General features: G+C 67.0%; 20 protein-coding genes. 8 read left to right on the top strand and 12 right to left on the bottom strand.

Annotation, left to right across the window (positions count from 1 at the left end):
• Positions 1–7: 7 nt before the first annotated feature.
• From AC1D2O_RS05815 to AC1D2O_RS05785, 7 genes are all read right to left on the bottom strand, one after another.
• Entirely contained in the window at positions 8–796 is a 789-nt protein-coding gene (locus tag AC1D2O_RS05815) for an L-iditol 2-dehydrogenase (protein WP_478156471.1), read from the bottom strand.
• Positions 793–2,211, bottom strand: a complete 1,419-nt coding sequence (dalD, locus tag AC1D2O_RS05810; RefSeq protein ID WP_478156470.1) for a D-arabinitol 4-dehydrogenase — start codon at positions 2,209–2,211, stop codon at positions 793–795. The genes AC1D2O_RS05815 and dalD overlap by 4 nt, the downstream gene beginning before the upstream one ends.
• 163 nt (positions 2,212–2,374) lie before the next feature.
• Complete coding sequence (locus tag AC1D2O_RS05805; RefSeq protein WP_478093464.1) at positions 2,375–3,406, bottom strand: ABC transporter ATP-binding protein; 1,032 nt, start codon at positions 3,404–3,406, stop codon at positions 2,375–2,377.
• A gap of 73 nt (positions 3,407–3,479) precedes the next feature.
• Positions 3,480–4,304, bottom strand: a complete 825-nt coding sequence (locus tag AC1D2O_RS05800; protein ID WP_478093463.1) for a carbohydrate ABC transporter permease — start codon at positions 4,302–4,304, stop codon at positions 3,480–3,482.
• Positions 4,305–4,314: 10 nt separating this feature from the next.
• Entirely contained in the window at positions 4,315–5,172 is an 858-nt protein-coding gene (locus AC1D2O_RS05795; RefSeq protein WP_478156468.1) for a carbohydrate ABC transporter permease, read from the bottom strand.
• 55 nt (positions 5,173–5,227) lie between these two features.
• The gene (locus AC1D2O_RS05790) at positions 5,228–6,535 is read right to left on the bottom strand and encodes an ABC transporter substrate-binding protein (RefSeq protein ID WP_478093460.1); all 1,308 of its coding nucleotides are present in this window, start codon (positions 6,533–6,535) and stop codon (positions 5,228–5,230) included.
• 181 nt (positions 6,536–6,716) lie between these two features.
• On the bottom strand, positions 6,717–7,880 hold the full coding sequence (locus AC1D2O_RS05785) for an MFS transporter (RefSeq protein WP_478156593.1): 1,164 nt from the start codon (positions 7,878–7,880) through the stop codon (positions 6,717–6,719).
• A 226-nt stretch (positions 7,881–8,106) separates the two neighbouring features.
• On the opposite strand from AC1D2O_RS05785, the gene msrB reads away from it, so the two are divergent.
• Positions 8,107–8,616 carry a peptide-methionine (R)-S-oxide reductase MsrB gene (msrB, locus tag AC1D2O_RS05780; protein WP_478093073.1) on the top strand — a complete coding sequence of 170 codons (510 nt, stop codon included), beginning with the start codon at positions 8,107–8,109 and terminating at the stop codon, positions 8,614–8,616.
• Positions 8,617–8,625: 9 nt separating this feature from the next.
• Here the strand turns inward: msrB and AC1D2O_RS05775 are convergent, their stop codons facing one another.
• A complete protein-coding gene (locus AC1D2O_RS05775; protein WP_478156467.1) occupies positions 8,626–10,185 on the bottom strand; it encodes an aryl-sulfate sulfotransferase in 1,560 nt (519 codons plus the stop codon).
• Positions 10,186–10,371: 186 nt separating this feature from the next.
• Between AC1D2O_RS05775 and dusA the strand changes: the two genes are divergently transcribed.
• Positions 10,372–11,358 (top strand): tRNA dihydrouridine(20/20a) synthase DusA, encoded by a 987-nt coding sequence (dusA, locus tag AC1D2O_RS05770; protein ID WP_478093069.1) that lies wholly within the window; start codon positions 10,372–10,374, stop codon positions 11,356–11,358.
• Positions 11,359–11,596: 238 nt separating this feature from the next.
• Here dusA and AC1D2O_RS05765 read toward each other — a convergent pair whose 3' ends face one another.
• Positions 11,597–12,244 carry a GntR family transcriptional regulator gene (locus AC1D2O_RS05765; RefSeq protein WP_478093066.1) on the bottom strand — a complete coding sequence of 216 codons (648 nt, stop codon included), beginning with the start codon at positions 12,242–12,244 and terminating at the stop codon, positions 11,597–11,599.
• Positions 12,245–12,368: 124 nt separating this feature from the next.
• Here AC1D2O_RS05765 and scpA point away from each other — a divergent pair, with 124 nt between their 5' ends.
• The 6 genes from scpA to AC1D2O_RS05735 are packed head-to-tail and all read left to right on the top strand — an operon-like array spanning position 12,369 to position 20,752.
• Entirely contained in the window at positions 12,369–14,528 is a 2,160-nt protein-coding gene (gene scpA, locus AC1D2O_RS05760; RefSeq protein ID WP_478156465.1) for a methylmalonyl-CoA mutase, read from the top strand.
• A 2-nt stretch (positions 14,529–14,530) separates the two neighbouring features.
• Complete coding sequence (meaB, locus tag AC1D2O_RS05755) at positions 14,531–15,601, top strand: methylmalonyl Co-A mutase-associated GTPase MeaB (RefSeq protein ID WP_478093805.1); 1,071 nt, start codon at positions 14,531–14,533, stop codon at positions 15,599–15,601.
• Positions 15,602–15,648: 47 nt separating this feature from the next.
• Entirely contained in the window at positions 15,649–17,181 is a 1,533-nt protein-coding gene (locus AC1D2O_RS05750; protein ID WP_478156463.1) for an acyl-CoA carboxylase subunit beta, read from the top strand.
• A gap of 17 nt (positions 17,182–17,198) precedes the next feature.
• A complete protein-coding gene (locus AC1D2O_RS05745; protein WP_478156461.1) occupies positions 17,199–19,247 on the top strand; it encodes an acetyl-CoA carboxylase biotin carboxylase subunit in 2,049 nt (682 codons plus the stop codon).
• Positions 19,248–20,279 (top strand): biotin synthase BioB, encoded by a 1,032-nt coding sequence (gene bioB, locus AC1D2O_RS05740; RefSeq protein WP_478090925.1) that lies wholly within the window; start codon positions 19,248–19,250, stop codon positions 20,277–20,279.
• Positions 20,276–20,752 (top strand): VOC family protein, encoded by a 477-nt coding sequence (locus tag AC1D2O_RS05735; protein ID WP_478090924.1) that lies wholly within the window; start codon positions 20,276–20,278, stop codon positions 20,750–20,752. The genes bioB and AC1D2O_RS05735 overlap by 4 nt, the downstream gene beginning before the upstream one ends.
• 30 nt (positions 20,753–20,782) lie before the next feature.
• Here the strand turns inward: AC1D2O_RS05735 and AC1D2O_RS05730 are convergent, their stop codons facing one another.
• From AC1D2O_RS05730 to AC1D2O_RS05720, 3 genes are read right to left on the bottom strand one after another with little or no spacing between them, the layout of a single operon-like run.
• The gene (locus AC1D2O_RS05730; protein ID WP_478090923.1) at positions 20,783–21,418 is read right to left on the bottom strand and encodes a LysE family translocator; all 636 of its coding nucleotides are present in this window, start codon (positions 21,416–21,418) and stop codon (positions 20,783–20,785) included.
• A 7-nt stretch (positions 21,419–21,425) separates the two neighbouring features.
• Positions 21,426–22,052: an RnfABCDGE type electron transport complex subunit B gene (locus AC1D2O_RS05725; protein ID WP_478090922.1), complete on the bottom strand. Its 627-nt coding sequence runs from the start codon at positions 22,050–22,052 to the stop codon at positions 21,426–21,428.
• 4 nt (positions 22,053–22,056) lie between these two features.
• Positions 22,057–23,460, bottom strand: a complete 1,404-nt coding sequence (locus AC1D2O_RS05720; protein ID WP_478090921.1) for a polyhydroxyalkanoate depolymerase — start codon at positions 23,458–23,460, stop codon at positions 22,057–22,059.
• Positions 23,461–23,543 lie beyond the last annotated feature (83 nt).

The following is a 23,543-nucleotide window of genomic DNA, read 5'->3' as shown; positions in this document are numbered from 1 at the left end:
TGTACCTTCAGCTCATGACATTACCACCGTCGACGTTGAGCGTCTGCGCCGTGATGTAGCGCGCCTCGTCGCTGGCCAGGAACACGGCGGCGGCGGCGATGTCGCCGGGCGTTCCCATGCGCCCCAGCGGGACCTCGAGCCCCACCTGGCGCTTCTTCTCGCCCGGCTGGAGGCCTTGGTAGCGGGCGAACAGCGCGTCGACGTGATTCCACATCGGCGTGTCGACCACGCCCGGCGAGATCGCGTTGACCCGGATGCCGTGGGGCGCCATCGCCAACGCGGCACTCTGCGTGTAGCTGATGACCGCGGCCTTGGTCGCGCAGTAGTGCGACACCAGCGCCTCGCCGCGCCGGCCGGCCTGCGAGGCCATGTTGATGACCGAGCCGCCCGTGACACGGCTGTCGACCATGTGCTGCAGCACGCGCTGCATGGTGAAGAACATGCCCTTGACGTTGACCGCGAACAACCGGTCGAAGGAGGCCTCGTCGCTCTCGAGCAGCGGCGCCATCTCGAAGATCGCGGCGTTGTTGACCAGCGTGTGGATCTCTCCGTGCGCCGCTCGCGCCGCGTAGAGCAGGCCGCCCACCGCGGCCGCGTCGCTGACGTCCGCCGCCACGTAGGCCACGGCCTCGGGGTGCCTGCGCTGCAGCCGCGCGACGCCATCGGACGGCTCTGCCGACCGGTCGGCCAGCGTGCAGCGCGCACCTTCGGCCAGGCAGGCCTCGGCGATCGCGAGCCCGATGCCGCCGCCGGCACCGGTGATCAGGACATGGCGTTGTGCAAGACGGCCGCTCATTTCGTGGCTCCCTGGATGAATTGCCGGACCCGCGCGGCGCCATCGCGCATCGCCGCGACCAGCCGCGCATCGCCGGCCGCGTCGCCCCACAGTCCGTGGTCGGCGCAAAGCGCCGCCACCGGATCGGCGGCGGCGCAGATCGCATGCGCGGCGCCTTCGTCCATGCCCTGGTCCTGGTAGGTGTAGGGCAGGGTGCCCTGGTGCCAGCGCTGCAGGAAGGCCAGGAACAGGGCCGGCAGCATGGCCACGCTCGCGATGCCTTCGCCGCGCGAAAGCCGCTCGCGCACCGTCGGCGCGATGAACCCCGGGATCTTCGAGAAGCCGTCCATCGCCACCCGCTGGTTGGTGTCGCGGATGGCCGGATTGCCGAAGCGGTCGAGCACCACGTCGCGGTAGGCGGGCAGGTCGACCGGGCTCGGCTGCCCGGGCCGGTCCAGGCAGGGGATGACATCGTCCGTGACGTAGTCATAGGCGATGCGCCGGATGGCGGCGGTGTGCGTGCCTTCGTGGATGTACTGCAGTCCGGCCAGGGTGCCGGCCCAGGCGATGCCGCTGTGGCTGGCGTTGAGGATGCGGATCTTGGCTTCCTCGTAGGGCGAGACCGAATCGACCAGCTGCACGCCGACGCGCCCCCAGTCGGGTCGTCCGTGGATGAACCGGTCCTCGATCACCCACTGGATGAAGCTCTCGCTGGTGACCGGCGCGGCGTCGTCCCAGCCGGTGGCCTCGCGCACCCGCCGGCGCAGTTCGGGCGGCGGCCGCGGGGTGATGCGGTCGACCATCGCGTTCGGGCTGCTCGTCTGGCTGCGCACCCAGTCGAGCAGACCGCTCTCGCCGGCGCGCTCGATGAACTCGATCAGGCCCTTGCGGAAGCGGTCCCCGTTGTGGCGCAGGTTGTCGCAGTTCAGCAGCGTGACGGGGCCCGCATCCGCGGCCCGGCGCGCCCGGAGAACGGCGCAGATCGCGCCATAGATCGTGCCGCCGGCGACGCCTCGGCGCGCCTGCTCGAGGTCGCCGGCGATGTCGGGCGCCGTGAGGTCGAGCCGGTCCTGCGGGTCGAGGTAGTAGCCGGCCTCGGTCACCGTGAACGAGATCACCCGCGTGCGCGGCTCGGCGCCGCGGGCGATCACCGCCGCCAGGCGGGCGTCATAGGGCAGCACCTCGCGGATCGACGCGATGCGCTGGTAGCGGAAGTCGCCGGCCGGAGACACGGTCTCCAGCGTGTAGCGGCCGTCCTGCGCGCGCAGGGCGGATTCGACCTCGGCCATGTCGGGCCGCAGATTGGCGCCGGTGATCGACCAGCGGGTGTCGCCGGCGTCGATCAACAGCTGCAGGTACAGCGCCTGGTGCGCGCGATGGAAAGAGCCGAGCCCGAGGTGCAGCACCACGAATTCGGACAAAGGAGGATGAGTCATTCTGTGTTCTCCATCGCGCGTGACAGGAGATGAAACGTGCGGGGCCGCAAAGCGAGGCCCCTTCGGGAAACACCGCGGATCCGGCTTTGCCGGGCCGCTGGCGTTGCCCCCGGCAGGGGGTGGGCGTCCCGACACGAAGCGCGGGGCAACCTGGGGGCGAGCGTCATGCTTCGAGGGTGCGGCCTTCGCGGTTGAAGAAATGCAGCACCGAGGGATCGAGCTCGACGCTGACCGCATCGCCGGCCTGCAGCGCGGTACGGTCGTTCTGCCGCGCCACCAGCGGCACGCCGCCGACATCGATGTGGATCAGCGTGTCGGCGCCGAGCGCCTCGATCAGCTCGACCCGTGCCGGCGCGCCCCCGCCCGGGCCCGCGTGCACGCGCAGCGCTTCGGGCCGAACGCCGAGGAACCCGTCGGCCGGCAGCCGGCCACCGGTCAGCGCCGAGAAGCTCGGGATCGCCTTGGCGTCGACCATGTTCATCGACGGCATGCCGATGAACTGGGCGACGAACTGGTTGGCCGGCCGATCGTACAAATCCATCGGCGTGCCGACCTGCTCGATCAGGCCGTCGCGCAGCACCACCACGCGGTCGGCCAGGGTCATGGCCTCGACCTGGTCGTGCGTGACGTAGATGCTGGTGGCGCCGAGCGCGCGATGCAGCTTGTGGATCTCGACCCGGGTGTTGCCGCGCAGCGCCGCGTCGAGGTTCGACAGCGGCTCGTCGAACAGGAACACCTTCGGCGCCCGCACGATCGCGCGGCCGATCGCCACCCGCTGCCGCTGGCCGCCCGACAGTTCCTTCGGCGTGCGGCTCAGGTAGTCGGTGAGGTTCAGCGTCCTGGCCGCGTACTCGACCTTGGTCCTGATCACGTCCTTCGACACCTTCGCGAGCTTGAGCGCGAAGGACATGTTGTCGTACACGCTCATGTGCGGATAGAGCGCGTAGCTCTGGAACACCATCGCCAGGTCGCGCTTGCCGGACGGCGTGTTCGTGATGTCCTTGCCGTCGAGCGAGAGGCGGCCGCTGGTGATCGGCTCGAGCCCCGCGATCAGCCGCAGCAAGGTCGACTTGCCGCAGCCCGAGGGGCCGACGAAGACGATGAACTCGCCCTTGTCGATCTCGAGGTCGACGCCCTTGATGATGTGGGCGTCGCCGAAACTCTTCTTGATGTGGTCGAGCTGGAGGTAGGCCATCAAATGACTCCTTGAGGATCTCTCGTGATTTTTCGAAGCGCCCGTGGCGCAGTGCGCGAAGACTGGGGCGAGCTCATTTCACCGCGCCGAAGGTCAGGCCTTGCACGAGTTGTTTTTGGCTGAACCATCCGAACACCACGATTGGGGCGATGGCCATCAGCGAGGCCGCGGACAGCTTGGCCCAGAACAGCCCCTCGGGGCTCGAGTAGGAAGCCATCAGCGTGGCCAACGTGCCGGCCTTGGCCGAGCTCAGGTTGAGCGCCCAGAAAGCCTCGTTCCAGCTCAGCACCAGGCACAGCAGGCCGGTGGAAGCGAGACCGCCGACCGACAGCGGCAGCACCACGTGGCGGAATTCGGTCCAGAGGCTGGCACCGTCCATGCGCGCGGCCTCGAGGATCTCGTTCGGGATGTCCTTGTAGGCCGAATAGAGCATCCACACCATGATCGGCAGGTTCGACAGCATGAACACCACCGTCAGCGCGGTGCGCGTGTCGAGCAGGCCGGCGGTTTGAGCCAGCACGTAGATCGGCACCAGCGCGCCGACCGCCGGCATCATCTTGGTCGACAGCATCCACATCAGGATGTCGCGCGTGCGCCGGGTGCGGAAGAAGGCCATCGAGTAGGCGGCCGGCGCCGCGATCAGGAGGCCGATGACCGTTGAGCCCACGCTCGTGATCAGCGAATTGCGCGCGAACAGCAGGTAGTCGCTGCGCCGCTGCACCTCGGTGAAGTTGTCCAGCGTGGGCTCGAAGATGAACAGCGGCGGCACGTGGATCGCCTGCAGCTCGGTCTTGAACGAGGTCAGCACCAGCCAGCCGAGCGGGAAGAACAGGAGCAGCGCGAGGGCCCAGGCGCCGACGGTTCGCAGTGCCAGGAAGAGAAAATTCTCGGTTTGCATGCGTCGCTCCTCAGTCGAGGTTCTTGCCGATGATCCGGATCAGGAAGGCGGCCACGATGTTGGCCAGCACCACCGCGAACAGCGCGCCTGCCGACGCCACGCCGACGTCGAAGTTCATCAGCGACTGCTTGAAGATCAGGTAGGTGAGGTTGGTGCTCGCGTTGCCCGGCCCGCCGTTGGTGGTGACCGCGATCTCGGCGAAGATCGACAGCAGGAAGATCATCTCGATCATGATCACCACCGCCATCGGCCGGCCCAGGTGGGGCAGCGTGAGGTAGCCGAAGCGCTGGATCGCGCTGGCGCCGTCCATGCGCGCCGCCTCCATCTGCTCGCGGTCCAGCGACTGCAGCGAGGTGATGAAGATCAGGCAGGCGAAAGGCAGCCACTGCCAGGCCACCATGACGATCACGGAGAACAGCGGCAGGTCGGTCAGCCAGTCGACCGGCGTCGCGCCGAAGCTGCGCCACAGGTCGGCCAGCACGCCGTAGATCGGATTCATCATCATGTGTTTCCACAACAGCGCGTTCACCGTGGGCATGACGAAGAAGGGCGAGATCAGCAGCACGCGCACGATGCCGCGGCCCGGAAACGGTTCGTTGACCAGCAGCGCCAGCAGCACGCCAAGCACCACGGTGATCACGATCACGCTGCCGATCAGCAGCAGCGTGTTCCACACCGCGGGCCAGAAGTCCGGGTCGGTGATGAAGTAGTGGAAGTTCTCGAAGCGGGCGAAGGTGCGTTCGCCCGGCTGCATCAGGTTGTAGTTGACGAACGAGAAATAGATCGACATCAGCAGCGGCACCAGCATCCAGAGGACGAGCGTGACCACGGCCGGCGCCATCAGCGCACGGGGCAGAAGTCGGTTCATGGCAGACCTTTGTTTTTGTCCCGCGCCTCCCCCTGTCGGGGGAGGGGGGCGGCGGCTACTTGTAGTACCCGGCCTTGGTCATCTCGCGCTCGGCCGCGGTCTGCGAGGTCTTCAAGGCCTGGTCGACCGTGACCTTGCCGGCGAGCGCCGCGCTCATCTGCTGGCCGACCGCGACGCCGATCGCCTGGAACTCCGGAATGGCCGCGTACTGCACGCCGACGTAAGGCGACTTGGGCAAGGTGCTGTCGTTGGCGTTGGCGGTGTCGATGGCCTTCTTCTCGGCCTCGGCGAAGCGTGCCGCCTTCATGAACTCGGGCGAGGCGTAGGTCGACTTGCGGGTGCCGGTCGGCACCGAGCCCCAGCCTTCTTCCTTCGCCACGAGCTGGATGTAGTCCTTGGAGGTCGCCCACTTGACGAAGCTCTGAGCGGCGTCGACCTTCTGCGAGCCGGCGGGAATCGCCAGCGCCCAGGCCCAGAGCCAGTTCGCGCCCTTGGGCGTGACGGCCACGGGCGCTTGCGCGAAGGCCACCTTGTCGGCGACCTTCGACTGCTTCGGGTCGCTCACGAAGGAGGCCGCGATGGTCGCGTCGACCCACATGCCGCACTTGCCCTCGTTGAACAGCGCCAGGTTCTCGTTGAAGCTGTTGGCCGAGGCGCCGGGCGGGCCGTAGGCCTTCATGAGGTCGACGTAGAAGCCGATCGCATCGTGCCAGGGCTTGGTGTCGATCTGCGGCTTCCAGGCCATGTCGAACCACTGGCCGCCATTTGTGTTGACCATGGTGGTCAGCAGCGCCATGTTGTCGCCCCAGCCCGGCTTGCCGCGCAGGCACATGCCGTAGACGCCGGCCTTCGGGTCGTGGATCTTGCCGGCCAGTTCCTTGACCTGGGCCCAGGTCGGCTGCTCGGGCATCTTGAAGCCGACCTTGTCGGCCAGGTCCTTGCGGTACATCAGCATCGAGCTCTCGCCGTAGAAGGGCGAGGCGTAGAGTTTGCCGTCGGCCGAGAGGCCGTTGCGCATCGCGGGCAGCAGGTCGTCGACGTCGTAGGCGGCATCGGTCGCGATCGGCTTGAGCCAACCCTTCTTGGCCCAGATCGGCGTCTCGTACATGCCGATCGTCATGACGTCGAACTGGCCGCCTTTGGTCGCGATGTCGGTGGTCACGCGCTGGCGCAGCGTGCCCTCCTCGAGCGTGACCCACTTGAGCTTGATGTCCGGATGGGCCTGCTCGAAGAACTTGCCGAGCTTCTGCATCTCGATCATGTGGCCGTTGTTCACGGTCGCGATCACCAGCTCGGTTGCGGCTTGGGCCAGCCCGGCACCGGCGAGCGCGAGCACCAGGCCCGCCTTCAGAAAACGCTTCATGACTGTCTCCTTCTGATCGACGACTGGGGTCGCCGTGCAACGATTGTGGAGACGCGAATTTCCGGGTTTGGTACTTCCTGAGCCTGTTCCGATACTTCGATGCACCGAACGATCGGTGTCATCCCTAATCTGGGCAACTGCGGATGTGCGAGTGCGAGCTCGAGTCTTGGAATGGCCGGTTTCAGGCGGATTGAAGCCGTGCCGCGCCRCTGTCGAGTCGGCTGCTCCAGGCTCCGAGAGCCAGGGCGCCGAGCGTGATCGCCGCGCCGGCCCAGGGCAGGCCGGCCAGCGGGGCGCCTGCGGCCAGCATGCCGCTGCCGATCCAGGCACCGGCTGCATTGCCGAGATTGAAGGCGCCCTGGTTCAGCGTCGAGGCCAGGTTGGGGGCGGCGTTGGCGTGCTGCACGATCAGCGTCTGCAGCAGCGGCACCAGGGCAAACGAGAGCGTGGTCCACAGCAACATCAGCAGCACCGTGGGTGCCTTCATCGGCAGCGCGAAATGCAGCAGCGCCAACACCGTCGCGTTGAGTCCCAGCACCAGCAGCATCGATGGCACCAGTCGGTGGTCACCGAGGCGCCCGCCGACCGTGCTGCCGATCGTCAGGCCCACGCCGAGCAGCAGCAGGATCGGCGCCACCGCCGCGTTCGAGAAGCCGCTGACCTGCGTCAGCAGGGGCGCGATGAAGGTGAAGACGCAGAACAGGCTGGCCGAGGTCAGCGCGCTGGTGGCGAGCGCCAGCAGGACGCGGCGGTCGGCCAGCACGGTGAACTCGCGCAAAATGCTGCCCTTCTGCATCTCGATCTGCCGTGGCAGCAGGGCGACCAGCGCAGCCACCGCGCCCAGTGCGATCACCACGATCGCCGCGAAGGTCATGCGCCACCCGAAGTGCTCGCCGATGATGCGGCCCATCGGCACGCCCAGCACGTTGGCCAGCGTGAGGCCCGTGAACATCAGGGCGATCGCCTGCGAGCGCCGGTGGGGCGGCACCAGCCCGGCGGCCACCACGGAACCGATGCCGAAGAAGGTGCCGTGGGCGAGCGCGGTGATCACGCGCGCGGCCATGAGCAGGCCGTAGTCCGGCGCCAACGCGCACAGCAGGTTGCCCAGCACGAACAGCGAGGCCAGCGCGATCAACGTGGCCTTGCGCGGCAGCCGCGCGGTGGCCACCGCGAACACGGGTGCGCCGACCACCACCCCCATTGCATAGCCTGTGACCAGCAGGCCGGCTTGCGACAGCGTGACGCCGAGGTCGAGCGCCATGTCCGGCAAGAGGCCCATGACCACGAATTCGCTGGTGCCGATCGCGAAGGCGGCGGCGGCGAGTGCGAGCAGGGCCACGGGCATGCGTGACGAAGCGGTGGACAGGGGGGCAGTCGAGGGCGTCATGTCGAAAAATAGGGTTAACCCTAATTATCTTGAAGAATGCCCTCAGGTGGCCGGCACAAGGGGATTCCGACAACGCGAATGCTTGCCGACCAGGCCCGACACGCCGAGATGTAACCCAGGCCGCGCATGGCTCGAACTACGAGCAGCGGGGCAGCCACCGCCGCGCCAACGTTGAAAGTTCGCCATGACTCTGAAAGCTCGCCGTGAAGTTCTCGTTGCCGGGACATCGACCTTGGGGCTGGCGATTGCCAGTGCCTTCGGATGGGGAGTGCGGCTGGCGCAAGCGGCCGAACCCGCGAAATTCGAGGTGACGCACACCGACGCGGAATGGCGCCAGCGCCTCACTGCCGATCAATATGCGGTGCTGCGACACGAGGGCACCGAGCGACCTTATTCGAGTCCGCTCAACGATGAGCACCGGGAAGGCCGCTTCGCCTGCGCCGGCTGTGCCCTCGAGGTCTTCTCGTCCAGGACCAAGTTCGACAGCAAGACCGGCTGGCCCAGCTTCTGGCAGCCGCTGCCCGACGCGGTCGGGCAAACCGAGGACAGATCGCTCGGCATGACGCGCACGGCAGTGCATTGCCGGCGCTGCGGAGGACATCTTGGCCACGTCTTCGACGACGGGCCGAAGCCCACCGGGCTTCGCTACTGCATGAATGGCGTGGCCTTGAAGTTCAACCCGGGCGCTGCCTGACCCGCTGCTCTATTTGTCGAAGCGCATCGCTTCGAACGGAATCGGTTGTGCGTTCCAGCTCGTGTTGCATCCCGAGCTCGCATACTCGAAGTCGAACGCCACGTTCTGACTTTCATCCAGCCCGACCAGGCGTGCGTGCGTGGCGTTGTCGGCGACCGCATAGCTGATCAGCATGGACGCGCCCACCGGAGCCTGGTAGGCGCTGGAGCAGACACTGGAGTAGATGCGCTGTCCGTAGTCGAAGCGCCGAGCTTCGACCGCGATCCGGTCGGCGCCATCGATCGCATAGGCCGACACGGCGCTGTAGCTGCGGGTCTCGCCGGCCGGCGCTCCGGTGGGTTGATTGACCGAACCCAGCCCATCGTTGAACACCTGCAGCAATCCGTCGTGCGTCATCGACACAGAGTGCTGCCCGATCGGATACAGACCTCCGTCCCCCAGAGTGAGGCTCTGGGCTGCAAGGGACTGAAAACTGTGCCAGTACTTCGTCGGATCGCCAAGAATCCAGACCAGGTCGCCGCTGGCGTAGTCGATCTTCACGACAAAGTTCTCGCGGCTGGAGACGATCAGCGTGTCGTCGCTTGGATCGTAGGTCGCGGCGTTCATGTGAAACCAGTCGACGCCCGGTCGCACGAACAAGGCCGGGTCATCGCCGTGGCTTCGCATGAAGCGCGACAGGGTGTCCGCCAGATCCCACTGCTTCAACACCGTTCCGGCGTCCGGGTCGATCTCGGCCAGCGTGCTTTCGACGGCGGCCACGCCGTTGGCCTGGGCATCCATCTCGGCGAGCAGGCCGACCTTGCCGGGATCGATGTTGTGGTGAAAGTTGGTGAGGGCCGTTGCGCTCAGGAACGCCTCGTTCGCAGTGCCGTCGAGTTCAAGACGCAGCAGCCGAAGTGACTTGCCGTCGCCGACGACGAACCGATTGTCATGGAACAGCGATGTGAGCGAGCCTGTCTTCGCAGGCACCACCCAGCGCAACTGGCCGTCGGTGTCGACGACCACCGGGCTGCCCAATGCGGACTTCATGTAGAAGTAGTCGAAGGACAGCGAGTCGCCCGCCGTGCGCGGTTTCAGGATGTTCGGCCGGTCATAGATGCCGTTCGGATCGGAGTAGGCGGCGGTGTCGATCTCGACGCGCAGGTCTTGCTGCGATCCGCTCGGGCGTTGAAGATCGATGTGGACGATGTTGGCGTAGTTCGCATAGAGGCCGAAGACCGGAACCGAGACCGTTGCGCCGTCGGCGGAGGCATAGCCGCGGCGCTCCAGGTAGCTCATCGCATAGCTGACGTCGACCGGGCGCGCGACGCTGCCCGGCTTGGACTCGATGCGGTAGTGCACCAGGGCCAGTTGGTCGGCAATGGGCCGGTTCAGTTTCAGGTCCACGAAGGCGATGAAGGGTGAGACACCGTTGCGCACCGCGGCGACGGTGGAAGTCGGCGCCTCGGCGAGGGCGACTGCGCTGATCGCCCCGGTGTTGTTACTGCCGCCTCCACCTCCTCCCCCGCAGCCCGAAAGCGCCAGCGCCATGGCGGCGAAGGGGAGCAGGTTGGGGCGCGACACGGACATCCAGCGTGCAGGAAAGGACACGGCGCACCCCCGGTTCTTGTTGGTCGGCGACAGGGACGCCCGATGATGCGCCGATCCACATGCGGGTTCAAGCTGGACTGGCGCGGCGTGCCGCTACCCGCAGCGTGTCGTCGGTAGCTGAGAAAATGAGGCCATGCGTCCGATCGGAAAGAGTAAAAAATCGTTATGAATCAAGAGCTTAGACATTCGGTCATCAGCGTGGCTCCGATGATGGACTGGACCGATCGCCACTGCCGCTTCCTTCATCGCCTGCTCACACGCCATGCGCTGCTCTACACCGAGATGGTGACCACCGGCGCGCTGATCCATGGCGACGTGCCGCGCCACCTGCGTTTCAACGCCGAGGAGCATCCGGTGGCGCTGCAGCTCGGCGGCAGCGAACCCGCCGATCTCGCGCATTGCGCCAAGCTGGGCGAGGAATGGGGTTACGACGAGATCAACATCAACTGCGGCTGCCCCAGCGAGCGGGTGCAGCGCGGCGCCTTCGGTGCCTGCCTGATGAACGAGCCGCAGCTGGTGGCCGATTGCGTGAAGGCGATGGTCGACGTGGTCGACGTGCCGGTCACGGTCAAGCACCGCATCGGCATCGACAAGATCGAGAGCTACGACTTCGTGCGCGATTTCGTCGGCAAGGTCAGCGAGGCGGGCTGCGAGACCTTCATCGTGCATGCCCGCAACGCCTGGCTCAAGGGCCTGTCGCCCAAGCAGAACCGCGAGGTGCCGCCGCTGCGCTACGAGCTGGTGCATCGGCTCAAGCATGATTTCCCCGCGCTCGCGTTCTCGATCAACGGCGGTTTCGCCGACAACGCGCAGATGCAGGCACACCTGCGCCTGCTCGACGGCGTCATGATCGGCCGCGAGGCCTATCACAACCCCTGGTGGCTGGCCGAGTGGGATGCGGTGTTCTACGGCGAGCCGCCGTCGACGCTGACGCGGGAGGAGGTCGAGCGCCAGATGTGCGACTACATGGCCCGCGAAGCAGCCGAGCACGGCACCCCGTGGTCCAACATCGCCCGCCACATGCTGGGCCTGCGCAACGGCCTCCCCGGCGCCCGCCGCTGGCGCCAGGTGTGGAGCGACCACAAGCTCAAGACCCGCGCGCCGCACGAGGTCATGGCCCTGGCGCACGAGACGGTTGACCAGCCGGCCTGATCAAAAAAACCCGAATTTCCCCCGGCCGGCGAAGCCAGGCCCCTTCGTGAAACACCGCGGATCTGGCTTTGCCAGTCCGCCGGTGTTGCCCCCGGAAGGGGGTGGGCGGGCTACACGAAGTGAGCCCAACCTGGGGGTGAGCAACATTTCCACCGCGGATCTGGCTTTGCCAGTCCGCTGGTGTTGCCCCCGGAAGGGGGTGGGCGGCTACACGAAGTGAGCCAACCTGGGGGCGAGCCTAGTTCGCCGCCTCGAGCCCATTGCGGAAATGCTGCTGCATCCGTGCCACCGTGCCCCCGGCATCGCGCGCCTTGATTGCCGCCATGATCGCCCGGTGCTCCTTCAGCGATTCGTCGATGCGGCCCGCCTTCAGCAGCGAGTTGTGCCGATTCAGCTTCATCACCTTGCGCAGGTCGGCCACCATCTGGTCGCGCCAGCGGTTGTTCGCGATGGCCAGCAGCCGCATGTGGAAGCGCTCGTTGATCGCGAAGAAGTGCTGTCGGTCCACGTGCCCCGGCTTCGCGGCGGCCTCGAGCTCCGCATGCAGGCGCTCGAGTTCGGTGATCTCGGCGTCCGTGGCCTGCGTCGCGACCACGCCGGCGGCGTCGCTCTCGAGCAGGCTCAGCAGATGGTAGACGTCCGCCAGATCCTTCTCCGACACTTCCGTCACGTAGGCGCCGCGCCGCACCTTCATCGTCACCAGCCCTTCGGCCGCCAGCACCTTCAGCGCCTCCCGCAGCGGTGTGCGGCTGATGCCGTATTCCTCGGCCAGCTTGAGCTCGTCGATCCAGCCGCCGGGTTCGAGTTCGCGGCTGAAGATGCGCTGGCGCAGAAGTTCCGCCACTTCTTCGTAAAGCGCGCGCGGGGTGAGGGTGAGGGCGGACATGGCTGCAATGTACCGCAAGTTGGTTCTTTGAATTAATAATTACAGATGCGTTAGACTCGGTGGCGTTGTCTGGCGGCAGCGCAGACACTCGACCCACTTCGCACCCACCTCCAAAGCGGCGCCCATGAGCAAAACCGAATTCAACTTTTCGAGCGCAAGTCTCGAGGCCTGGACCAAGGCGGCGGCCAAGTCGGCCCCCGGCGGCAACCTGGACGCCCTGAACTGGGTCACGCCGGACGGCATCACGGTCAAGCCGCTCTATACGGCGGCCGACCTGCAGGGGCTCAAGTACACCGATACCTTGCCCGGCTTCGAGCCCTACCTGCGCGGCCCGCAGGCCACGATGTACGCGGTACGGCCGTGGACCATCCGCCAGTACGCGGGCTTCTCGACCGCCGAGGAATCGAATGCCTTCTACCGCAAGGCGCTGGCGGCCGGCGGCCAGGGCGTCAGCGTGGCCTTCGACCTCGCCACCCACCGCGGCTACGACAGCGACCATCCGCGCGTCACCGGCGACGTCGGCAAGGCCGGCGTGGCGATCGACTCGGTCGAGGACATGAAGATCCTGTTCGACCAGATCCCGCTCGACAAGGTCAGCGTCTCGATGACCATGAACGGCGCGGTGCTGCCGGTGCTGGCGGGCTACGTGGTCGCGGCGGAAGAGCAGGGCGTGGCGCAGGACCAGCTCAGCGGAACCATCCAGAACGACATCCTCAAGGAGTTCATGGTCCGCAACACCTACATCTTCCCGCCGGCGCCGAGCATGCGGATCATCGGCGACATCATCGAGTACACGGCGCAGAATATGCCCAAGTTCAACTCGATCTCGATCAGCGGCTATCACATGCAGGAAGCCGGCGCCAACCAGGCGCTCGAACTCGCGTTCACGCTGGCCGACGGCAAGGAATACGTCAAGACCGCGCTGGCCAAGGGCCTCGACGTCGACGGCTTCGCGGGGCGGCTCAGTTTCTTCTGGGCCATCGGCATGAACTTCTACCTCGAAGTCGCCAAGATGCGCGCCGCGCGCCTGCTGTGGTGCCGGATCATGAAGGAGTTCGAGCCGAAGAACCCCAAGAGCCTGATGCTGCGCACCCATTGCCAGACCTCGGGCTGGTCGCTGACCGAGCAGGACCCGTACAACAACGTCGTGCGCACCACGATCGAGGCGATGGCCGCGGTGTTCGGCGGCACCCAGAGCCTGCACACCAACGCGCTCGACGAGGCCATCGCACTGCCGACCGAATTCAGCTCGCGCATCGCGCGCAACACGCAGCTCATCATCCAGGAAGAGACCCACATCACGAGCGTCATCGACCCCTGGGCCGGCAGCTACATGATGGAGAAGCTCACGCAGGACATGGCCGATGCGGCCTGGACCATCATCGAGGAGGTCGAGGCGATGGGCGGCATGACCCGCGCCGTCGACAGCGGCTGGGCCAAGCTCAAGATCGAGGCCGCCGCGGCCGACAAGCAGGCGCGCATCGACTCAGGCAAGGATGTGATCGTGGGCGTCAACAAGTACAAGCTCAAGTCCGAGGACGCGATCGACAGCCTGTCGATCGACAACATGAAGGTGCGCGACGGCCAGGTCGCCAAGCTCAAGGCGATCCGCGAGAAGCGCGACAGCGCCGCCGTCCAGGCCGCGCTCGACGCGCTGACCGCGGCAGCGGAAAGCGGCGAGGGCAACCTGCTCGACCTCAGCATCCAGGCGGTGCGCCTGCGCGCCACGGTCGGCGAGATCAGCGATGCGCTCGAGAAGATCTATGGCCGCCACCGCGCCGACACGCAGAAGGTTACCGGTGTCTACGCCGCGGCCTACGACTCGGCCGAAGGCTGGGAGGCGCTGCAGCACGAGATCGCCGCTTTCGCGGAGGCGCAGGGCCGGCGGCCGCGCGTGATGATCTCCAAGCTGGGCCAGGACGGCCACGACCGCGGCGCCAAGGTGGTCGCGACCGCCTTTGCCGACCTCGGTTTCGACGTCGACATGGGCCCGCTGTTCCAGACCCCCGAGGAATGCGCCCGCCAGGCGATCGAGAACGACGTCCATGCGGTGGGCGTCAGCACGCTGGCCGCCGGCCACAAGACGCTGGTGCCGGCGATCATCGAGGAACTGAAGAAGCAGGGCGCCGACGACATCATCGTCTTCGTGGGCGGCGTGATCCCGCGCCAGGACTACGATTTCCTCTACGACGCCGGCGTCAAGGGCATCTACGGACCGGGCACCCCGATCCCGGCGAGCGCCAAGGACGTGCTCGAGCAGATTCGCGCGGCAGTTGCGGCCTGAAGATGCCGCCCGCCAAGGCACCGGTCACGGTGGAAGCGCTGCTGGCGGCCGAGGGGCCGCTGCAGCGCCGCGCGATCGCCAAGGCGATCACGCTGCTCGAATCGACCCGCGCCGACCACCGCGCGCAGGCCGATGCGCTGCTCACGGCCCTGTTGCCGCATACCGGCAAGTCCTTTCGCCTCGGCATCTCGGGCGTGCCCGGGGTCGGCAAGTCGACCTTCATCGAGACCCTGGGGCTCTACCTGATCGATCAGGGCCACCGCGTCGCCGTGCTCACCATCGATCCGTCGTCCACCGTCTCGGGCGGCTCCATCCTCGGCGACAAGACGCGCATGGAGCGGCTCTCGATGGATGAGCGCGCCTACATCCGGCCCAGCCCCTCGAGCGGCACGCTGGGCGGCGTGGCCGAGAAGACACGCGAGGCGATGCTGGTCTGCGAGGCCGCCGGCTACGACATCGTGATCGTCGAGACGGTCGGCGTCGGCCAGAGCGAGACCGCGGTCTCGGGCATGACCGACATGTTCGTGCTGCTGCAGTTGCCCAATGCCGGCGACGACCTGCAGGCGATCAAGAAGGGCGTGATGGAACTGGCCGACCTGGTGGTGATCAACAAGGCCGACATCGACCGCGACGCGGCGACGCGCGCGCAGGCCCAGATCACCTCCGCGCTGCGGCTGTTCGGCCATCACGGCAATCCGGCGCACGCGCAAGTCATGCATGCGGCCCACGCCACGCCGGGCACACCCGAAGCCGAAGTGCGCTTCTGGTTGCCCAAGGTGATCCAGCTCAGCGCGCTGCTGGGCACCGGCGTCGATGGCTTCTGGGCCGCGGTGCTGGAGTTCAAGGCGCTGCAGGCGGCCAACGGCCGCTTCGGCACGCGGCGCGAGAAGCAGGCGCTGGCGTGGATGTGGGAGCGCGTGGATGCCGGTCTCAAGCAGGCCTTCCGCCAGCATCCGCAGGTACGCGAGTTGCTGCCGCAGACCGTGGCCCAGGTGGCGGCCGGGACGCTGCCCGCATCGACCGCGGCGCGCCAACTGCTCGCCGCGCAGGCCGGACAGGCCGGACAGGCGTAGCCTGCGGCAGTCCCTTCCAAAAAGATCAACTCTTACGACGGAACGTCATGAAAGAAATCCTCGAACAACTCGAAAAACGCCGCGCCCAGGCGCGCCTCGGCGGCGGCCAGAAGCGCATCGACGCCCAGCATGCCAAGGGCAAGCTGACCGCGCGCGAGCGCATCGAACTCCTGCTCGACGACAACACCTTCGAGGAATGGGACATGTTCGTCGAGCACCGCTCGAGCGACTTCGGCATGGCCGACAACAAGATCCCGGGCGATGGCGTGGTCACGGGCTACGGCATGATCAACGGCCGCCTGGTCTTCATCTTCAGCCAGGACTTCACGGTCTTCGGCGGCGCCCTCAGCGAGGCCCACGCCGAGAAGATCTGCAAGGTGATGGACCAGGCCATGAAGGTCGGCGCGCCGGTCATCGGCCTCAACGATTCGGGCGGCGCCCGCATCCAGGAGGGCGTGGCCTCGCTGGGCGGCTATGCCGACGTATTCCAGCGCAACGTGATGGCCTCGGGCGTGGTGCCGCAGATCAGCATGATCATGGGCCCGTGCGCGGGCGGCGCGGTGTATTCGCCGGCCATGACCGACTTCATCTTCATGGTGAAGGACAGCAGCTACATGTTCGTCACCGGCCCCGAGGTCGTGAAGACGGTGACGCACGAGGACGTGACGGCCGAGGAACTCGGCGGCGCCTCGACCCACACCACCAAGAGCGGCGTGGCCGACATGGCCTTCGAGAACGACGTCGAGGCGCTGATGATGCTGCGCCGGCTCTACAACTACCTGCCGCTCAACAACCGCGAGAAGCCGCCGGTGCGCCCGAGCGGCGACCCGGCCGAGCGCGCCGACCTGTCGCTCGACACCCTGGTGCCCGACAACCCCAACAAGCCCTACGACATGAAGGAGCTGATCACGAAGGTGGTCGACGACGGCGACTTCTTCGAGTTGCAGCCCGACTACGCGAAGAACATCGTGATCGGCTTCGCGCGCATGGAAGGCCAGAGCGTGGGCATCGTCGCCAACCAGCCGCTGGTGCTGGCCGGTTGCCTGGACATCAAGTCGTCGATCAAGGCGGCGCGCTTCGTGCGCTTCTGCGATGCCTTCAATATCCCGGTCGTGACCTTCGTCGACGTGCCCGGCTTCATGCCCGGCACAGCCCAAGAGTACGGCGGCATCATCAAGCACGGCGCCAAGCTGCTCTACGCCTATGCCGAGTGCACGGTGCCGAAGATCACTGTGATCACGCGCAAGGCCTACGGCGGCGCCTACGACGTGATGGCCTCGAAGCACCTGCGCGGCGACGTCAACCTGGCCTGGCCACGCGCCGAAATCGCGGTGATGGGGGCCAAGGGCGCGGTCGAGATCATCTTCCGCGAGGACAAGAACGATCCCGAGAAGCTGGCGGCGCGCGAGGCCGAGTACAAGGCGCGCTTCGCCAATCCCTACGTGGCCGGCACCCGCGGCTACATCGACGACGTGATCCTGCCGAGCGAGACGCGCAAGCGGATCTGCCGCAGCCTGGTGATGCTGCGCGAGAAGAAGCTCGAGAACCCGTGGCGCAAGCACGGCAACATTCCCCTTTGAGATCGGGAGACCCCAATATGTTCAAGAAGATCCTGATTGCGAATCGCGGAGAGATCGCCTGCCGCGTCATCAAGACCGCGAAGAAGATGGGCATCCTCACGGTGGCCGTCTATTCCGATGCCGACAAGGACGCGCGCCATGTCGAACTCGCCGACGAGGCGGTGCACATCGGCGCCTCGGCCAGCCGCGACAGCTACTTGCAGGCCGACCGCATCATCGCGGCCTGCAAGAAGACCGGGGCCGAGGCCGTGCACCCGGGCTACGGCTTCCTGTCGGAGAACGAGGCCTTCGCCCGCAAGGTCGAGGAGGAGGGCATCATCTTCATCGGCCCCAAGCACTATTCGATCGCGGCGATGGGTGACAAGATCGCCTCGAAGAAGCTCGCGAACGAGGCCAAGGTCAACACCATCCCGGGCTGGAACGACGCCATCGAGACCGCCGAGCGCGCCGTGGAGATCGCCAAGGACATCGGCTACCCGGTGATGATCAAGGCCTCGGCCGGCGGCGGCGGCAAGGGCCTGCGCGTGGCCTTCAACGACAAGGACGCGTTCGAAGGCTTCACCTCCTGCCGCAACGAGGCGCGCAACAGCTTCGGCGACGACCGCGTGTTCATCGAGAAGTTCGTCGAGGAGCCGCGCCACATCGAGATCCAGGTGCTGGGCGACTCTCACGGCAACGTGATCTACCTCAACGAGCGTGAATGCTCGATCCAGCGCCGCCATCAGAAGGTGATCGAGGAGGCGCCGTCGCCCTTCATCAGCGAGGCGACGCGCAAGGCGATGGGCGAGCAGGCCGTGGCGCTGGCCAAGGCCGTGAACTACCAGAGCGCGGGCACGGTCGAATTCGTGGTCGGCCGGGACCAGAGCTTCTACTTTCTCGAGATGAACACCCGGCTGCAGGTGGAGCATCCGGTGACCGAGGCGATCACCGGCCTCGACCTGGTCGAGCTCATGATCCGCGTTGCCGCCGGCGAGAAGCTGCCGCTGGCGCAGAAGGACGTCAAGCGCGATGGCTGGGCCATCGAGTGCCGCATCAACGCCGAGGATCCGTTCCGCAACTTCCTGCCCTCGACCGGCCGGCTGGTCCGTTTCCAGCCGCCGAAGGAGACCATGTTCTCCGCCGACACCGAGCAGCTGTACGGCGTGCGGGTCGACACCGGCGTCTACGACGGCGGCGAGATCCCGATGTTCTACGACTCGATGATCGCCAAGCTGATCGTGCACGGGCGCGACCGCGCGCACGCCATCGCGCTGATGCGCGAGGCGCTCAACGGTTTCGTGATCCGCGGCATCAGCAGCAACATTCCGTTCCAGGCGGCGCTGCTCGCGCATCCGAAGTTCGTCAGCGGCGACTTCAACACCGGCTTCATCGCCGAGCACTACGGCCGCGGCTTCCATGCCGAGGACGTGCCGCACGACGATCCCGATTTCCTGGTCGCGCTGGCGGCCTACATGCACCGCCGCTACCGGGCGCGCGCCTCCGGCATCAGCGGCCAGCTCGAGGGCCATGGCGTGAAGGTGGGCGAGCAGTTCGTGGTGGTCGTGATGGACGACAAGGGCATGCATGTGCACAAGCCCGTGTCGGTCACCGATTTCCACGGCCACTCCGGCTCCAGCGCGGTGGCGGTGGGCGGCCACGCCTACAAGATCGACAGCAGGGCGCCGCTCGGCAGCATCCGGGTCGAAGGCATGGTCAACGACCGTGTCTTCACCGCGCAGGTCGAACGCGGCGCGGGCAAGAATCCGCTGGCGCTGCGCGTCGTGCACAACGGAACGCAGATCGAGGCGATGGTGCTGTCGCCGCTCGGTGCGCGGCTGCTCGCGCTGATGCCGTACAAGGCCCCGCCGGACCTGAGCAAGTTCCTGATGTCGCCGATGCCGGGCCTGCTGGTCGAGGTCTCGGTGCAGCCGGGCCAACAGGTGCAGGCCGGCGAGAAGCTCGCGGTCATCGAGGCGATGAAGATGGAGAACGTGCTGTTTGCGACGCAGGACGGCGTGGTCGGAAGCATCTCCGCGGCAAAGGGTGAATCGCTGTCGGTCGATCAGGTGATCATGGAGTTTGCGTAAATGGGCGCCAACGAACTTCCGGCCGCGAAGGCCGTCACCCTGCACCGTCCGGCGGTGAAGCCCGCCGCACCCACCGGTCCGTGGAGCGTCGAGGCGGTCCAGGCCCTGCTCGACAAGCCCTTCAACGACCTGTTGTTCCAGGCGCAGACGGTGCATCGCGCGCATTTCCCCGCAGCAGATATCGAGCTCGCCACGCTGCTGTCGGTCAAGACCGGCGGCTGCCCCGAGAACTGCGGCTATTGCCCGCAGTCGGCCGAGTTCGACACCGGCGTCCAGGCGCAGAAGCTGATGGAGGTCGACGAGGTGCTGCGTGCCGCGCAGGCCGCCAAGGATGCGGGCGCGACGCGCTTCTGCATGGGCGCCGCCTGGCGCGCACCCAAGGACCGCGACGTCGAGAAGGTCGCGGTGCAGGTCGAGGCCGTGAAGGGCCTGGGCCTGCAGACCTGCGCCACGCTCGGCATGCTCGAGCCGCAGCACGCACTGCAGCTCAAGGCCGCGGGGCTGGACTACTACAACCACAACCTCGACACCGCACCCGAGTACTACAGCGATATCGTCGACACCCGCAGCTACCAGGACCGGCTCGACACGCTGGCGCACGTGCGCGCGGCCGGCATCAGCGTCTGCTGCGGCGGCATCGTGGGCATGGGCGAGGCGCCGGTTCATCGCGCAGGGCTGATCGCCCAGCTCGCCAACCTCGCCCCCTATCCGGAGTCGGTGCCGATCAACAGCCTGGTGCGCGTGCCGGGCACGCCGCTGGCCGATTCGGAACCGATCGATCCGCTCGATTTCGTCCGCATGATCGCGGTCGCGCGCATCACGATGCCGAAGGCGCGCGTGCGTCTGTCGGCCGGCCGCCAGCAGTTGGGCGACGCGGTCCAGGCGCTGTGCTTCCTGGCCGGCGCGAATTCGATCTTCTACGGCGACAAGCTGCTGGTCACGGGCAACCCCGATGTCGAGGCCGATGTGAAGTTGCTGGCCAAGCTGGGTCTCCAGGCCCGTTCGACCGTTGAACAGGGAGCATGCGCATGACGCGTCCATTCAAGGTGCTGGGCATCCAGCAGATCGCGATCGGCGGCCCGGACAAGGGCCGGCTGCAGAAGCTGTGGGTCGAGATGCTGGGTCTCGAGGTCACGGGCACGTTCAAGAGCGAACGCGAGAACGTCGACGAGGACATCTGCGCGATCGGCAGCGGCCCCTTCAAGGTCGAGGTCGACCTGATGCAGCCGCTGGACCCCGAGAAGAAACCCGCGGTCCACACCACGCCGCTGAACCACGTGGGGCTGTGGATCGACGACCTGCCCGTGGCCGTCGAATGGCTCACGGCACAGGGCGTGCGTTTCGCGCCGGGCGGCATCCGCCAGGGCGCCGCCGGTTTCGACATCTGTTTCCTGCATCCGAAGAGCAACGACGAATTCCCGATCTCGGGCGAGGGCGTGTTGATCGAACTGGTGCAGGCGCCACCCGAAGTGGTCAAGGCCTTCGCGACGCTGGCCGGCGGCTGATCGGGCTCCGATCGGTCTCTGATCGGCGGTTCAGGCCCCGGGCCGTCGCCACACTGCGAGCGTGGCTGCCAGCAGCCACATTCCGATGGCGCAGCCGCGGTTGAGCGCGCGCAGGCTGCCCTGCGAGAGCCAGCGCACGGCCTGGGTGCCGGCCGTCGCGTAGCCGAGCATCACCAGCGTGTCGATGCCGACGAAGATCGCGCCAAGCGTCAGGTACTGCGGCGCCTGGCGGTGCGCGGTATCGACGAACTGCGGCAGGAAAGCCGCGAAGAACAGCAGCGATTTCGGGTTCGACAAGGCCACCGCCAGGCTGCGCAGCAGCGCCAGCCGGCCGCGCAGCGGCCGGGCCGAGGAGGCGGCCAGCGCGGCTCCGACGTCGGCCGGCGGGGTGCGCCAGAGCTTGATGCCGAGCCAGGCGAGGTAGAGCACCCCGGCGACGCGGATCGCATGGAAGAGCCACTCCGAGGCCGCCAGCAGCGAACCCAGGCCCAGCGCGACCGTGGTGATCACGATGCAACTGCCCAGCGAGGCGCCGGCGATGCCCCAGGCGGCGGCACGCATGCCGCCCGAGATGCCGTTGGACAGCGCCAGCAGCATGGTGGGACCGGGCGTGATCGCGAGCGCGATGGAAGCGAAGGCGAAGAGGAGCAGGGTGTCGACGCTCATCGATGGCTCATGGCTTGCGCAAGTCCTTGGCTGCCGCGCGGGCACGGGCCAGCGCCGCTTCGACGATCGCGCGCTTGCGATCGGTGGCGTCGGGCGCGTCCGCTCGCGCGTCCTTCGCCGGTGCGGCCGAGGGCGCTCCTTGGGCTCGTCGGCTGGCGTGCGCCTGGTAGCGGGCGCGCGCATGATCGGCCTGTTCCTGCGACCAGGCCTGCCAGCCGCTTCGGCCCGGCGTGACCGTCTCCAGCGAGATGCAGTCGACCGGACAGACCGGGATGCACAGTTCGCAGCCCGTGCAGTGCGCGTCGATCACGGTGTGCATGCGCTTGTGAATGCCCACGATGGCATCGGTGGGGCAGGCGTCGAGGCAGAGGGTGCAGCCGATGCACCAGGCCTCGTCGATCACGGCCAGGGCGCGCGGCCCCTCGGTGCCGAACTGCGGATCGATCGGCCGGACGGGCCTGTCCGTGAGCCGCGCGAGACGCTGCACGCCTTCGGCACCGCCGGGCGGGCATTGGTTGATGTCGGCCTCATGGGCCGCGATGGCCTCGGCGTAGCCGGCGCAATCGGGGTAGCCGCAGCGCGTGCACTGCGTCTGCGGCAGCGCCTCCAGCAGGTGTGCGGCCGTCGGGGTCACGATCTCATGCGGTCTTGCGCTTGACGGCGCTCGAGCGCCGAGTCACCGGCGTCTTGCGCGCCGCCACCGTCAGCGGCTTCTTGGGCGCCGGGCTGGCCTTGATCGTGTCTTCCGCAGCGAGGATCGCGCGGCCGGCGCGTTTCTGCGGCTTGTCGTGCGCCGCAATGAAGTCCCGGACCTCCGGGTAGACCTGGTCGCGCCAGCGGCGTCCGCTGAAGATGCCGTAGTGGCCTGCGCCCTTGACCTCGAAATGCCGCTGCTCCTTGGCGGAGACGCCGGTGCACAGGTCATGCGCGGCGCGGGTCTGGCCGGAGCCGGAGATGTCGTCGAGTTCGCCCTCGACCGTCAGCAGGCCGAGCGAATGGATGTCCTCGGGCCGCACCGTTTCGCGCACGCCGTCGGCGTTCTTCACCTCCCAGGTGCCGTTCACGAGGTCGAACTTCTGGAACACCGTGCGGATCGTTTCGAGGTAGTAGTCCGCATCCATGTCGAGCACCGCGTTGTACTCGTCATAGAACTTGCGATGCGCCTCGGTGCTGGCGCCGTCGCCCTTGATCAGGTCCTTGAAGTAGTCGTAGTGGCTGCTGGCGTGGCGGTCCGGGTTCATCGCCACGAAGCCGGTGTGCTGCAGGAAGCCCGGGTAGACGCGTCGGCCTGCGCCCGGAAAGCCGTCCGGGACGCGGTAGATCACGTTGTTCTCGAACCACTCGAAACTCTTGTTCATCGCCAGGTTGTTGACCGCGGTGGGCGACTTGCGGGCGTCGATCGGGCCTCCCATCATGGTCATCGACAGCGGCGTCTTTTCGCCGCGGCTGGCCATCAGCGACACCGCCGCCAGCACCGGCACCGTGGGCTGGCAGACGCTGATCACGTGGCAGTTGCCGTACTCGGCCTGCAGGTAGCGGATGAAGTCCTCGACGTAGTTGACGTAGTCGTCGAGATGAAATTCGCCTTCGGACAGCGGCACCAGGCGCGCGTTGGTCCAGTCGGTGATGTACACCTTGTGGCCCTGCAGCATGGTGCGCACGGTGTCGCGCAGCAGCGTGGCGTAGTGCCCCGACAGCGGCGCCACGATCAGCACCACCGGCTGGCTCTTGAGCGTCTGCAGGGTGTCCGGCTCGTCCGTGAAGCGCTTGAAGCGGCGCAGCTGGCAGAAGGGCTTCTCGATCTCGACGCTCTCGTGGATCACCACGTCGTGGCCATCCACCATGACCGTCTTGATGCCGAACTCCGGCTTCTCGTAGTCCTTGCCCAGCCGGTAAAGCAGGTCGTAGCCGGCGGCCATGCGCTGCGCCATCGGCGCCTGGCCGAAGGCAGCGCCCTGGCTGTAGAGTTTGGAAGCGGCCTGCGCGAAGTCGGCGAAGGGCTCCATGAGGGAACGCTGCGCTTCGTAGAGTTGGTAGAGCATCGGGGTGGCCAGGGAGTTGTTGCAATGCAATATATCAGCAGCGCTTGACCGGAAGTAGAGTGGCCGCCCGATTCAGCCGATGC

The sequence above is a fragment of the Variovorax sp. P1_G12 genome, from assembly GCF_056405555.1.
This window is presented reverse-complemented; position numbering and strand designations above follow the sequence as displayed.